Source organism: Pseudomonas putida, from assembly GCF_005080685.1.
Taxonomy (GTDB): Bacteria; Pseudomonadota; Gammaproteobacteria; order Pseudomonadales; family Pseudomonadaceae; genus Aquipseudomonas; species Aquipseudomonas putida_V.
Genome location: NZ_CP039371.1, coordinates 5,765,522 through 5,780,209 on the forward strand (window position 1 = coordinate 5,765,522; position 14,688 = coordinate 5,780,209).

Consider the following 14,688-nt stretch of genomic DNA (forward strand, 5'->3'; position numbering starts at 1 on the left):
TCTATCCAACACCACTCCTGCAGTTTGCAGGCACGGTCAAATACTACCAACCGTTGCTGCTCGCCTCAGACCTGCTCCAACATCAGGCCCGAGATACGCCTCACCTTGCGCGCCACGGCTTCCTCGAAAATGCCCTGGCGCGGCTCGATCAGGCTGAAACAATGCTTGGCGCGGGTGATGCCGGTGTAGATCAGCTCCTTGGTCAGCACCGGATTGAGCGCGTCGGGCAGCACCAAGGCGGCGTGGCTGAACTCCGAGCCCTGGGACTTGTGCACGGTCATGGCGAACACCGTTTCCACCTCGTTCAGACGGCTGGGCAACACGAAGCGCACTCCGCCACTGCCATCGTTGCGCGGGAAGGCCACGCGCAGCAGGGGCAGGCCGTGCTCGTCGGGCAGGCGCAGGGCTATACCGATGTCGCCGTTCATCAACTTCAGGCCGTAGTCGTTGCGCGTAACCAGTACAGGTCGCCCTTCATACCACGGCTGCTGGGCATCGATCAGGCCAGCGTTGTGCAGGACCCGTGTCACCCGCTCGTTGAGCCCCTCCACGCCCCAGGCGCCCTTGCGCACCGCGCAAAGCAGTTGGAAATCCTCGAAGTGCTGGAGCACCTTGCTCGCCCATTCGTCCCAACGAGGGTCGTCGAATGCCGTTCCGGGGGCCGGGCGATAACGGCCGATAGCCCGAAGATAGCTGCGGTAGCCTTGCGGCCCCTCGACACCTCGGCCCAGGCCGTCGAGCAGCAGGCGATCGAATGCACGGTCATGCTCGCCACGCAGGGCCAGGCCAAACACGTCGGCCGGTGGCAGGGTCAACAAGTCCCGCGCCTGCTGCGCTTGCTGGCGGTTGACCAGGCGGGCCAACTGACCGATGCCGCTACCTTCGCCAAAACGCCGGGAAAAACGCAGCATCACCACCTGCTGCGCCAGTGGATGGCGTTGTCCATCACCGGGTTTGAGCCCGCTACCTTGCAGCGACTGGCCGCCGATGCGCTCCAGCCAGGCCTGGGTCGCGGGTGAGTAGCAGCCCTCTTCGGCATCCCGGCACAGGTCGCCCAGTACCGCACCCGCCTCGACCGACGCCAGCTGGTCCTTGTCGCCCAGCAGGATCAGGCGCGCCCGCGGCGGCAGCGCATCGAGCAGGTTGGCCATCATCTCGAGGTCGATCATCGAGGCCTCGTCGACCACCAGCACATCCAGTGGCAACGGGTTGCCAGCGTGATGACGGAAATGCCGCGAGCCCGGTCGGCTGCCGAGCAGCCGATGCACCGTGCTGACATCGGTCGGAATCTGCCCGCGCACTTCGGCACCAACCTGCAGGCGCTCGACCTGCTGGCCGATCGATTCGGTCAGACGCGCCGCCGCCTTGCCGGTCGGCGCAGCCAGGCGGATCCGCAACGGACGCCCCTGCTCCACCGCCGGTGCCTGCAACAGGGCCAGCAAGCGCACCACCGTGGTGGTCTTGCCGGTCCCGGGGCCACCGGTGATGATGCTGAAACCAGAACGGGTGGCCAGGGCGCAGGCCAGTTTCTGCCAATCGATCTGGCCAGCCAGGGCGCCATCGTCGAACAACTGCGCGAGTCGCTCGGGCAGGTCGGCCGGTGTGGCCTCGCCCTGTTGCAAGCGCTCACGCAACGTCTGGTCGATCTGCCGCTCGTAGCTCCAATAACGCCGCAAGTACAGACGCTGGCCACTGAGCACCAGCGGTCGCGCCTGATGCCCGGGCGTAGAACCTGCGGCCACCAGCGGGCTGGCGGCAATGCGTGCAAGCCAGGTGGGCAAGTCGAGATTGGCGAGCAACTGCGAAGGCAGCAGCAACGGCCCGGTCAGGGCGTCGCCTTCAGGTGGCAGCGACAGGGCGAAATCGGGCTCATCCAGGGTCTGGCTCAGATCGAGACAGACATGGCCGTGGCCCAGTTGATGGCTGGCCAGGGCGGCCGCCAGCAGCAGCAACGGATCGCTGCCCGGCACCCGCTCTTCGAGAAACGACACGAACGCCCGATCCAAGGCACGCAGCCATCCACGCTCGACCCAGCGGTCGAGCAGCAACAACAGGTCATTGCTGTCACGCTGCGGCGCCAACGCCAGCAGGTGCTCGGCGTGCAATGGCGTGGGCAGCAAATCGGCAAGGCTTCGGCTCATGGCGCGGCTCCGGCAAACAGGTCGTGCTGCTCGGGCAGGTTTTCGCCACGGAACAGTGCGTCGAGGGCATCGATCAGCGCACGCGGTGGCTTGGCGAAATACACCCCATGGCTGCTGCTGGCCCCGCGCAGGAAGATGAACAAGGCACCGCCAACATTGCGGTCATAGTCGTAGTCCGGCAGGCGCGCACGCAACTGGCGATGCAGGGCCAGCAGGTAGAGCACGTACTGCAGGTCGTAGCGATGCTCGAGGATCGCCTTCTCCATGGCTGGGGCATCGTAGGCGTCGATATCCACTCCCAGCCAGTTGGACTTGTAATCGGCCACGTAATAACGCCCATCGAGCTCGAACGCCAGGTCGATGAAGCCTTTGAACATGCCGTTGAGCAGTGTCGGCTGTGCGGCCGGGCGCGCCAAGCCGGGATGGGTATGACGTGCCACCAGGTGATCGAGTTGCTCGGCGTCCACGCGATGGCTGGCGAACCAGAACTCCATCTCGATCTGGTAGTGCCGCAACTGCGCGAGGGTCAGGCCGGTTTCCTGCCCAGGCAATGGCAGGGGCTCGGCAAGCAAACCCCGCAGCCACTGGCTGAGCGTGGGAATCCAACCGGTCCAGTTGCGGCGGTTGCAGCGCTGGCCAACAGTGCGTTCGATCCGTTCGGGATCGGCGACGACATCGGCAAACCCTTCGCGACCGGCCCACTCCAGCAAGCCATGGAGGAAGGTACCGGGGCCAGGGCCACGCGGGAAGCGATGCATGTCGCCGCTGTCTGCCACCACCTGACGCGGCAATGGCACCTCCACTGTTTCGTCATCGAGCAGTTGCTGGGCCTGGGAACTGTCGGCACCCAGGGTTTGCTCACCCACCCGCAGGGCGCTGTAGGAGGCGATCCACCAATGCTCGGAGGCCGCACGGCGCGGCTTGCGTGCCGGCACCAGGTCGCGCTCGCCACGGGGGGCGCGGTAGGCCTGCTCATCCGCCTCGGGCAACGCCGGGCAGGCGATATGCGGGGAGCCACTGGCCAAGGTCTGCAGCCAGCTGGCGAGTTGTCCGGAACCTGGCAATGCCTGCCCACCGCCCAGCAGGTAGCCCAGCGCCGAGCGGTGCAACTGGGAGCTCTTCTGGTTACCCCGCTTGAGGTCGGCGACGCCGAGCCAGCAAGCATGCTGGGCACGGGTCAAGGCGACATAGAGTAGGCGCAGGTCCTCGGCCAGGCGCTCGTCGTCGGCGCGGGCGATCTGCTCGGCGTCCGGTGCCAGGGTCAGGTGCGCCAGGCCTTGGCTGTCGTGCCAGGACAATGGCAGGCGGGTGCCGTCGACCGGCTTGCTGGTACAGATGAAGGGCAGGTAGACCAGCGGGTATTCCAAGCCCTTGGACTTGTGGATGGTCACCACCTTGACCAGCTGTTCGTCGCTTTCCAGGCGCAGGATCTGCTCTTCGCCAGCCTGGCCGGCATTGGCCAGGTGCTCGGCCAGGTGACGGATCAAGGCCTGCTCGCCGTCCAGCTCTGCGGCGGCCTGCTGCAACAGCTCAGCCAGGTGCAGCAGGTTGGTCAGGACCCGCTCGCCTTCGCTGCGCCGCAGCAGGGTGCGTGGCAAGGCGAAGTCGTGGAGCAGGTGCCGCAGCATCGGCAGTACGCCCTGGCGCTGCCAAGTTTCGCGGTAGCGCCGAAAGCGCATGACCCAGTCTTCCCAAACCCGCTCGTCCTGGTTCAGGCGGTCCAGCTCGGCCAGCGACAGGTCGAGGGTGAGGCTGGCCAGCGCGGCCTTGAGCAGGCGCTCGGAATCGGGCTCGGCGCAGGCCTTTAGCCACGCCAGCAAATCATGGGCTTCCTGGGCGGCGAACACCGAGTCCTTGTCGGACAGATACACGCTGCGCACATCACGCGCCGCCAGCTCGGCACGCACCAGTTGCGCCTCGTGGCCGTCACGCACCAGGATGGCGATATCCGCCGGCTGGCATGGACGCAGTTGCCCCTTGCTGTCGGCAAAGCCGGTCACGCCCTGTTGGCCTCCATTGAGCATGGCGACGATATGGCTGGCACAACTGGCTGCCAGCTGCTGACGATAGAGCGCGCCGGACACCGGTTCTTCGCTGTCCAGCCGCCAGCATTGCAGTGCCGCACAGGCCTGGCCGTCGATCAGCAACTGCTCGCTGCGGCCCTTGGCCCGGACCTCGATGAAAGGCAGCGGGTTATCGTCGGCTTCGCGGAACAGGAAAGCGCCTCGTCCCAACCCGCGTGACTCGGCCTGCAGGAACACCTGGTTGACTGCAGCCACCATGGCCTGGCTTGAGCGGTAGTTGGTATCGAGGCTGTGCAGACGCCCCTCGGTCGCACGGCGAGCGGAAAGATAGGTGTAGATATCGGCGCCGCGGAATGCGTAGATCGCCTGCTTGGGGTCGCCGATCATGAACAGGCCGGTTTCCGGACGGTTCTCGCTGATCCGGTAGATACGCTCGAAGATGCCATATTGGACGGGGTCGGTGTCCTGGAACTCATCGATCAGGGCCACCGGGAACTGCTCGCGGATCAGCCCTGCCAGGCGTTCTCCTGCCTCACTGGCCAAGGCGTGTTGCAGACGCAGGAGCATGTCATCGAAGCCCATTTCGGCGCGCCGGCGTTTTTCCTGTTCGAAACGCGCCGACACCCAGGCCGCGGCATGCTCGAGCAGGCGCACGTCCGGGCTGCTCAGGCCTTGCAACTGCTGCTGCAGGCTCTGCATGGCATCCAGCGCGGGATGATCGGGGGGACTGCCGACCTTCCAGGCCTCGGCCATCCCGGCCGGAGTCAGGCGGGTAAAGCCTGTGCCCAGGTCGAGTTCCAGGACCTCGGCGTCACCTGCCCAGGCCCGCAGCTTGTCGAACCAGGAGTCGAAATAGCGGGCTTGCAGTTTGCGCCCGTCGACGTGCTTGGCGGCGACCGCATCGCGGCATAGCTGGTGCAACTGGTCGGCCCACACGCCCCAGGGCGCCTTGAGCTGGCACAACTGCTCGGTGCGCTCGCGCAGCGCCGATTCGATCAACGCTTGTGGCTCTTCGCTGCCCTGCTCCTGCTGCGAACGCACGCGACCGAACAATGGCCGGATACGCGGCAACAACGCATCGGGGCTACTCCAATGGCTGCGTACCCAGAGCAGCGCCTCGCCTTGCATGCCATAGCAGAAGCGCCGCCAGTAGTCGCGCATCACCTGGCCGAGCAACTCGCTGTGGTCGGTCTCAAGGCTCTGGGTGAACAGGCTGCCGCTGTCGAAGGCATGCTCGCGCAGCATGCGCTGGCACCAGCCATGGATGGTCGAGACCGCTGCCTCGTCCATCCACTGCACGGCGATCTCCAGGCGGCTGGCGCAACGTGGCCAGTGCTCCTGGCTGTAGTCGTCGCGCAGTTGCTGCAGCAAGGGATCGGCGGCCTCCAACTCGCCGCGGAAGAACCGCGCGGCCTCGGCCAGGCGGGCGCGAATACGTTCGCGCAGCTCCTTGGTGGCGGCGTCGGTGAAGGTCACCACCAGGATTTGCGGTGGTAACAGCTCGCGGTCGAAGCCTTGCTCGCCACCATGACCGAGGATCAGGCGCAGGTAGAGGGCGGAAATGGTAAACGTTTTACCCGTGCCGGCGCTGGCCTCGATCAGCTGGCTGCCGTGCAGGGGGAAATGCAATGCCAGGGGGCGGTCCGTGGTCATGCGCCGGCCTCCGGGTTGCCCAGGGTCTGCCAAGGGGCGGCAAACAGGGGACGATAAAGGGCTTCGCACCAGCCTTCGAAGGTCTCGTCGGCAGTGAGTGCAGTGAAGTCACGGAATTGCCGGAGCAAGGCGACGCTTTCGCTGCGCTCGCCGAAATGGGTGCGCTCGTCGCCTTCGTAGGCACGCACGGCGGCGGCCAGGGCCTTGTCCGGGTCTTCCTGGGCCAGCCAGGCGAATGCCGTCTTGGCGGCCACCGGCAACGGCGCATTCATGCCGGCCTGGCGCGCCACCAGCAGTTCACCGAGCAATTCACTGGCCTGCTCGCGCGCCAAAGGCGCAAGCAGCAAGGTGAGGTCGCTGGCGACCAGGGCGCTATTGAGCGGGTACCCCACCGCGCAGGCGGCCAGGTGCATGACCCAGGTAGTGACCAGACGATGCCATTTGAGGTTGTTGCGCCCAGCGCTGATCGTATTGGGTACGGTCGAGATGCTCAGCAGGCTTTGATCATTGGCCTGATAGACCCGACCGAGCCAACCTTCGAGCTCATGTCCGGCGTACTCGAACCGAATGGGTAACGCCCCCTCCACCAGCGTCGGCCAGCGCAGCAACAACTGCCGATGGCGTTGCAGCAGATCAGGCAGCGGCTGCACCAGCTCGGCTTGCAACAGTTCGCCGAAACCTGCCAAGGGCAGAAGGCCGCACGCTTGCAAGCGACGGGCCTGGGAGTGCAACGCCTGCTCGGCGTTATCGGGGTCGAGCAGGGCGGCGCCCAGCAGGCTCTCGCTGGCGCCATAGCGCTGCAGCGCATCGAGGACGAACGGTTCCTCGTCCGGCGTCGGCGCCTCCAGTGCTTCGAAGAAGACCTTCAAGCGCTGGCTGAAGAAATGTCGCACCGGGTGGCGGAGAAAGTCCTGCAACTGCGGCAAGGTCAATGCTTCATCTTGCTGGTACGGCGGCAGCCCGATCGCGCCATCGACGGTATCAGGTGAGTCCTGATGCAAATGCTGCCATTCATGGGCATAGCTGAACAAAGCACTGCCCTTCTGGAAGTAGCGTGGGCTGAAGGGTTGCAGCGGATGCTCCTGGGTCAAGGCATGCAGCAGCTGCTCACCCGCTTGCTGTTGCTCGCCGTTGCGCGCACCTGCCAATTGCCAGCCGGAGGCGAGGTGGTCGCGCAACTGGCCGATCAGCACCGAGGCCGGGCGCTCGCTGTTGTCGCGGATACTTCGGCCTACCCAACTGATATAGAGTTGGTCGCGCGCCGAAAGCAATGCCTCGAGCAAAAGGTAGCGGTCGTCTTCGCGGCGCGAACGATCGCCGGGGCGATAATCGCTGGCCATCAGGTCGAAATCCAGCGGCGGTTGGGCCCGGGGGTAGTCGCCATCGTTCATGCCCAGCAGGCAGACCACGCGGAAGGGGATCGCACGCATGGGCATGAGCGTGCAGAAGTTCACGGAGCCTGCAAGAAAGCGCTGCGACAACTTGCCCTGGTCGAGGCCCGACAGCCATGCCTCACAGACCACGGTCAGTGGCAGCAGGTCTTGCAGGCCAACGGTCTCGCAGACCTCCAGCCAGCTGTCGCGCAGGTCCTGCAGTTGCATCAGGAGGAACTCGTCATGCTCGTCCTCGGCCAGGAAGAACACTTGCAACAATGCATTGAGACGCTCCCCCCATTCGCCGGCAGTGGCGGGTTGCGCCAATGCCTGGCAAGCGACGTCCAGCGCATCGAGCAAGGCCACCAGAGGGCCGATCAAAGCGGCATCCAGTCCGCCGATTTCGTCATAGGGCTCGATGCCGTCACAGCCTTCGCCCACTCCCACGGCATAACCGAGCAGCATTCTGCGCAATCCGAAGCGCCAACTGTTCTGCTCGAGGCCCGCCGGCAAGCCCAGGGTGGCCCGTTGCTCGGCATTCAGGCCCCAACGGATACCCGCGCCCTCGATCCAGCGATGCAGGGTTGGCAGGTCGCTCTCGCGGATACCGAAACGCGCACGCACCGCCGGCACGTCGAGCAGGTCGAGTACCTCGCTCACGGCAAAACGGCTTTCGGGCAGCTTGAGCAGGTGCTCCAGGGCGATCAGCAAGGGGTCGCGACCGCGCTGGCCCTGGTCGGTCAGGGTGAAGGGGATGAAGCGGGGATCGTTGCGTTGCAACTGGCCGAATACGGCGCGGATATGTGGGGCATAAGTGTCGATCGCCGGCAGCATGACGATCACATCACGCGGGCGCAGGGTTGGGTCGGCACTGAAACGGGCGAGCAACTGGTCGTGAAGGATTTCGACCTCGCGCTGCGGGCTGTGCGCCACATGGAAACGCACCGAGCGGTCCTTGCCGGGGTCGATGTCCGGCCACAGCGCACGGCTCTCGGCCAGGGGGCGTAGCTCTAGAATATCGTCCTGCAGCTGGTTGAGCAGCGTGGTCGGCTCGCTGTCACTGAACAGGTCGATGCGGCCATCGCTGAACACCCCGCGGTAACTGCCAGGGTCGTCGTAGCTGTCGAGCAGGTTGATGTAGTCACGCCCCTGCTTACCCCATGCCGCCAGGAGCGGATGAGCGTGCTGGTGCAGCGACTCGTCGTCCAGCTCCAAGGGCATGCCCTGCTTGCGCTGCTGACGTTTGTACTGGTGACGTAGAAGATCCTTGTCGGCAACGATGTCGGCCCAATGGTGGCGGCAGGGGTTGTGCACACACAGCAACACCTGGCTGAACCGGGCAAGGCCCGCCAAAGCCTCCAGCGCCTGGGCCGGCAACGAAGAGATGCCAAAGACGATCACCCTGGCAGGCAACCCGGCCGGGGGCTGCTCCAGGGTATTCATGCGTTCGATGAAGCGCTGGTGCACACCAGCGCGGCTCTGGGCCATGCCCTCCTCCCCCACATCCAGCAGCAACGCCCGCCACAGCTCGGCCTGCCAGCGATTGCCGGGGGCCAGCGGCTTACGCTCACCCCGTGCGGAGTTGAGCACGTGCTCGCCGGCCGCCCAGTCCTTGAGCCAGTCAGCGCGATAGACCTGGTACTGGTCGAACAGGTCGGCGAGGCGCTCGGCCAGCTGATAGCGTTTGCGCAGGTCGGTGTCATCGGTCAGGAAGCGCCGTAGCGGCTCGAAATGCGGGCGCTCGATCAGTTCGGGCAGCAAGCGCATCAGGCGCCAGGTCAACGGCGCCTTGTCGAGCAACGAGACCTCGGGGATCTCGTCACGGCCCAATACCCGACGATACAGTTGCCACATGAAACTGCCCGGAAGCTGCACATCCACCGCCGCCGCGATGCCGCAACCACCTTGGTCGTCGGCTTGCGGGTCTTCGGCCAAGGCCAGTTTCAGCCACTGGGCGATGCCGTTGCTCTGCACCAGGGCGATTTCGTTTTCCAGCGGCGCCAGGGGATAGCGGCGCATCCAGCTCACTACCAGGCTGCGCAGTTCGTCCAGGCGGTTGCCGTGCACGATCATGAAGCCGGGATGAAGTGAGGTGGTGTTGGCCATGAAAAGATCTCGGGTGGCGGTGGGCGTCGGTCCGGGAACGACACAATACCTCGTAGCAGAGGCCTTGTGTCGCTAAAGGGTTTCGGGCCATGACCGACGTGGCCAGAAAAGACAAAACCCCTACCTGCTTGCGCAGATAGGGGTTTTGCGAAATGAATCTTGACGATGACCTACTCTCACATGGGGAAACCCCACACTACCATCGGCGATGCATCGTTTCACTGCTGAGTTCGGGATGGGATCAGGTGGTTCCAATGCTCTATGGTCGTCAAGAAATTCTGTTGCCAGAACGTCCAGATGGACAGCCCAGCGAATTCGGATATGTGAATTTGTGCTGCTTTTAATTTGTGAGCCGAATTTTCGGTTACTTCGTCTTCACCACCACAATTTGGCTCAGCGCGCAAATTGCTTGGGTGTTATATGGTCAAGCCTCACGGGCAATTAGTATTGGTTAGCTCAACGCCTCACAGCGCTTACACACCCAACCTATCAACGTCGTAGTCTTCGACGGCCCTTTAGGGGATTCAAGATCCCAGTGAGATCTCATCTTGAGGCAAGTTTCCCGCTTAGATGCTTTCAGCGGTTATCTCTTCCGAACATAGCTACCCGGCAATGCCACTGGCGTGACAACCGGAACACCAGAGGTTCGTCCACTCCGGTCCTCTCGTACTAGGAGCAGCCCCTCTCAAATCTCAAACGTCCACGGCAGATAGGGACCGAACTGTCTCACGACGTTCTAAACCCAGCTCGCGTACCACTTTAAATGGCGAACAGCCATACCCTTGGGACCGGCTTCAGCCCCAGGATGTGATGAGCCGACATCGAGGTGCCAAACACCGCCGTCGATATGAACTCTTGGGCGGTATCAGCCTGTTATCCCCGGAGTACCTTTTATCCGTTGAGCGATGGCCCTTCCATACAGAACCACCGGATCACTAAGACCTACTTTCGTACCTGCTCGACGTGTTTGTCTCGCAGTCAAGCGCGCTTTTGCCTTTATACTCTACGACCGATTTCCGACCGGTCTGAGCGCACCTTCGTACTCCTCCGTTACTCTTTGGGAGGAGACCGCCCCAGTCAAACTACCCACCATACACTGTCCTCGATCCGGATAACGGACCTGAGTTAGAACCTCAAAGTTGCCAGGGTGGTATTTCAAGGATGGCTCCATGAGAACTGGCGTCCCCACTTCAAAGCCTCCCACCTATCCTACACAAGCAAATTCAAAGTCCAGTGCAAAGCTATAGTAAAGGTTCACGGGGTCTTTCCGTCTAGCCGCGGATACACTGCATCTTCACAGCGATTTCAATTTCACTGAGTCTCGGGTGGAGACAGCGCCGCCATCGTTACGCCATTCGTGCAGGTCGGAACTTACCCGACAAGGAATTTCGCTACCTTAGGACCGTTATAGTTACGGCCGCCGTTTACCGGGGCTTCGATCAAGAGCTTCGCTTGCGCTAACCCCATCAATTAACCTTCCGGCACCGGGCAGGCGTCACACCCTATACGTCCACTTTCGTGTTTGCAGAGTGCTGTGTTTTTAATAAACAGTCGCAGCGGCCTGGTATCTTCGACCGGCGTGGGCTTACGCAGCAAGTGCTTCACCCTCACCGGCGCACCTTCTCCCGAAGTTACGGTGCCATTTTGCCTAGTTCCTTCACCCGAGTTCTCTCAAGCGCCTTGGTATTCTCTACCTAACCACCTGTGTCGGTTTGGGGTACGGTTCCCAGTTATCTGAAGCTTAGGAGCTTTTCTTGGAAGCATGGCATCAACCACTTCGTCGCCTAAAGGCAACTCGTCATCAGCTCTCGGCCTTGAGATCCCGGATTTGCCTAAGATCTCAGCCTACCACCTTAAACTTGGACAACCAACGCCAAGCTGGCCTAGCCTTCTCCGTCCCTCCATCGCAATAACTGGAAGTACAGGAATATTAACCTGTTTTCCATCGACTACGCTTTTCAGCCTCGCCTTAGGGACCGACTAACCCTGCGTCGATTAACGTTGCGCAGGAAACCTTGGTCTTTCGGCGTGGGAGTTTTTCACTCCCATTGTCGTTACTCATGTCAGCATTCGCACTTCTGATACCTCCAGCAAGCTTCTCAACTCACCTTCACAGGCTTACAGAACGCTCCTCTACCGCATCATCATACGATGATACCCGTAGCTTCGGTGCATGGTTTGAGCCCCGTTACATCTTCCGCGCAGGCCGACTCGACTAGTGAGCTATTACGCTTTCTTTAAAGGATGGCTGCTTCTAAGCCAACCTCCTAGCTGTCTAAGCCTTCCCACATCGTTTCCCACTTAACCATGACTTTGGGACCTTAGCTGACGGTCTGGGTTGTTTCCCTTTTCACGACGGACGTTAGCACCCGCCGTGTGTCTCCCATGCTCGGCACTTGTAGGTATTCGGAGTTTGCATCGGTTTGGTAAGTCGGGATGACCCCCTAGCCGAAACAGTGCTCTACCCCCTACAGTGATACATGAGGCGCTACCTAAATAGCTTTCGAGGAGAACCAGCTATCTCCGAGCTTGATTAGCCTTTCACTCCGATCCACAGGTCATCCGCTAACTTTTCAACGGTAGTCGGTTCGGTCCTCCAGTCAGTGTTACCTAACCTTCAACCTGCCCATGGATAGATCGCCCGGTTTCGGGTCTATACCCAGCGACTAAACGCCCTATTAAGACTCGCTTTCGCTACGCCTCCCCTATTCGGTTAAGCTCGCCACTGAATATAAGTCGCTGACCCATTATACAAAAGGTACGCAGTCACCTAACAAAGTAGGCTCCCACTGCTTGTACGCATACGGTTTCAGGTTCTATTTCACTCCCCTCTCCGGGGTTCTTTTCGCCTTTCCCTCACGGTACTGGTTCACTATCGGTCAGTCAGTAGTATTTAGCCTTGGAGGATGGTCCCCCCATATTCAGACAAAGTTTCTCGTGCTCCGTCCTACTCGATTTCATTGACAAGAGATTTTCGTGTACGGGGCTATCACCCACTATGGCCGCACTTTCCAGAGCGTTCCACTAATCTCAAATCAACTTAAGGGCTGGTCCCCGTTCGCTCGCCACTACTAAGGGAATCTCGGTTGATTTCTTTTCCTCAGGGTACTTAGATGTTTCAGTTCCCCTGGTTCGCCTCTTGCACCTATGTATTCAGTACAAGATACTCAGCTTGTGCTGAGTGGGTTCCCCCATTCAGAGATCTCTGGATCACAGTCTGTTTGCCGACTCCCCAAAGCTTATCGCAGGCTACCACGTCTTTCATCGCCTCTGACTGCCAAGGCATCCACCGTATGCGCTTCTTCACTTGACCATATAACCCCAAGCAATCTGGTTATACTGTGAAGACGACATTCGCCGAAAATTCGTACGTTGCGCTTTCGCGCAGAACTCACAAATTTTACCTTAGCCTGATCCACCAGCAGTGAAACTGATGTTCAGTCTATATCTATCACATATCCGAATTTTTAAAGAACGATCTGACAAAAGCCAGAAATCAACATTCATTCACGAATGTTCATTTCTAAGTTCTGATCAAGTACTACGCGTTACAGCAAACGTGGTGGAGCCAAGCGGGATCGAACCGCTGACCTCCTGCGTGCAAGGCAGGCGCTCTCCCAGCTGAGCTATGGCCCCGTATTCTAGGCTGCACCATGTAATGGTAGGTCTGGGCAGATTTGAACTGCCGACCTCACCCTTATCAGGGGTGCGCTCTAACCAACTGAGCTACAGACCTATAACAGGGTCGCGTTACAGCATCGTCTTTATACAAAGAATCAAGCAATTCGTGTGGGAGCTCATCAGCAGGCTGATGTCGTCGATTAAGGAGGTGATCCAGCCGCAGGTTCCCCTACGGCTACCTTGTTACGACTTCACCCCAGTCATGAATCACACCGTGGTAACCGTCCTCCCGAAGGTTAGACTAGCTACTTCTGGTGCAACCCACTCCCATGGTGTGACGGGCGGTGTGTACAAGGCCCGGGAACGTATTCACCGCGACATTCTGATTCGCGATTACTAGCGATTCCGACTTCACGCAGTCGAGTTGCAGACTGCGATCCGGACTACGATCGGTTTTGTGAGATTAGCTCCACCTCGCGGCTTGGCAACCCTCTGTACCGACCATTGTAGCACGTGTGTAGCCCAGGCCGTAAGGGCCATGATGACTTGACGTCATCCCCACCTTCCTCCGGTTTGTCACCGGCAGTCTCCTTAGAGTGCCCACCATAACGTGCTGGTAACTAAGGACAAGGGTTGCGCTCGTTACGGGACTTAACCCAACATCTCACGACACGAGCTGACGACAGCCATGCAGCACCTGTGTCAGAGTTCCCGAAGGCACCAATCCATCTCTGGAAAGTTCTCTGCATGTCAAGGCCTGGTAAGGTTCTTCGCGTTGCTTCGAATTAAACCACATGCTCCACCGCTTGTGCGGGCCCCCGTCAATTCATTTGAGTTTTAACCTTGCGGCCGTACTCCCCAGGCGGTCAACTTAATGCGTTAGCTGCGCCACTAAAATCTCAAGGATTCCAACGGCTAGTTGACATCGTTTACGGCGTGGACTACCAGGGTATCTAATCCTGTTTGCTCCCCACGCTTTCGCACCTCAGTGTCAGTATCAGTCCAGGTGGTCGCCTTCGCCACTGGTGTTCCTTCCTATATCTACGCATTTCACCGCTACACAGGAAATTCCACCACCCTCTACCGTACTCTAGCTTGCCAGTTTTGGATGCAGTTCCCAGGTTGAGCCCGGGGCTTTCACATCCAACTTAACAAACCACCTACGCGCGCTTTACGCCCAGTAATTCCGATTAACGCTTGCACCCTCTGTATTACCGCGGCTGCTGGCACAGAGTTAGCCGGTGCTTATTCTGTCGGTAACGTCAAAACAGCAAGGTATTAGCTTACTGCCCTTCCTCCCAACTTAAAGTGCTTTACAATCCGAAGACCTTCTTCACACACGCGGCATGGCTGGATCAGGCTTTCGCCCATTGTCCAATATTCCCCACTGCTGCCTCCCGTAGGAGTCTGGACCGTGTCTCAGTTCCAGTGTGACTGATCATCCTCTCAGACCAGTTACGGATCGTCGCCTTGGTGAGCCATTACCTCACCAACTAGCTAATCCGACCTAGGCTCATCTGATAGCGCAAGGCCCGAAGGTCCCCTGCTTTCTCCCGTAGGACGTATGCGGTATTAGCGTTCCTTTCGAAACGTTGTCCCCCACTACCAGGCAGATTCCTAGGCATTACTCACCCGTCCGCCGCTGAATCAAGGAGCAAGCTCCCGTCATCCGCTCGACTTGCATGTGTTAGGCCTGCCGCCAGCGTTCAATCTGAGCCATGATCAAACTCTTCAGTTCAATACTGCTTGGGTTTTTAAGAAACCCTAAAC

Annotated in this window: 3 protein-coding genes, 2 tRNA genes and 3 rRNA genes; all 8 read right to left on the bottom strand. The window is 60.5% G+C overall.

Annotated features, from left to right (window positions below; all coding sequences use genetic code 11):
• Nucleotides 1-65 precede the first annotated feature (65 nt).
• The 8 genes from recD to E6B08_RS26870 all read right to left on the bottom strand — a co-directional run bounded on the left by recD (nucleotide 66) and on the right by E6B08_RS26870 (nucleotide 14,656).
• Complete coding sequence (gene recD / locus E6B08_RS26835; RefSeq protein WP_136916732.1) at nucleotides 66-2,141, bottom strand: exodeoxyribonuclease V subunit alpha; 2,076 nt, start codon at nucleotides 2,139-2,141, stop codon at nucleotides 66-68.
• The gene (gene recB, locus E6B08_RS26840) at nucleotides 2,138-5,818 is read right to left on the bottom strand and encodes an exodeoxyribonuclease V subunit beta (RefSeq protein ID WP_136916733.1); all 3,681 of its coding nucleotides are present in this window, start codon (nucleotides 5,816-5,818) and stop codon (nucleotides 2,138-2,140) included. Before recB ends, recD begins: the two co-directional genes overlap by 4 nt.
• A complete protein-coding gene (gene recC / locus E6B08_RS26845; protein ID WP_136916734.1) occupies nucleotides 5,815-9,297 on the bottom strand; it encodes an exodeoxyribonuclease V subunit gamma in 3,483 nt (1,160 codons plus the stop codon). The genes recB and recC overlap by 4 nt, the downstream gene beginning before the upstream one ends.
• Nucleotides 9,298-9,454: 157 nt before the next feature.
• Nucleotides 9,455-9,570: ribosomal RNA gene (rrf, locus tag E6B08_RS26850) — 5S ribosomal RNA — on the bottom strand.
• Between the two features lie 147 nt (nucleotides 9,571-9,717).
• Nucleotides 9,718-12,610 (bottom strand): 23S ribosomal RNA (locus E6B08_RS26855).
• Between the two features lie 247 nt (nucleotides 12,611-12,857).
• Nucleotides 12,858-12,933 (bottom strand) — tRNA-Ala (locus tag E6B08_RS26860).
• A gap of 23 nt (nucleotides 12,934-12,956) precedes the next feature.
• Nucleotides 12,957-13,033: transfer RNA gene (locus tag E6B08_RS26865), tRNA-Ile, on the bottom strand.
• Nucleotides 13,034-13,119: 86 nt separating this feature from the next.
• A 16S ribosomal RNA gene (locus tag E6B08_RS26870) occupies nucleotides 13,120-14,656 on the bottom strand.
• Together the 16S, 23S and 5S rRNA genes with 2 tRNA genes alongside form the textbook arrangement of a ribosomal RNA operon.
• Between the last annotated feature and the right edge of the window lie 32 nt (nucleotides 14,657-14,688).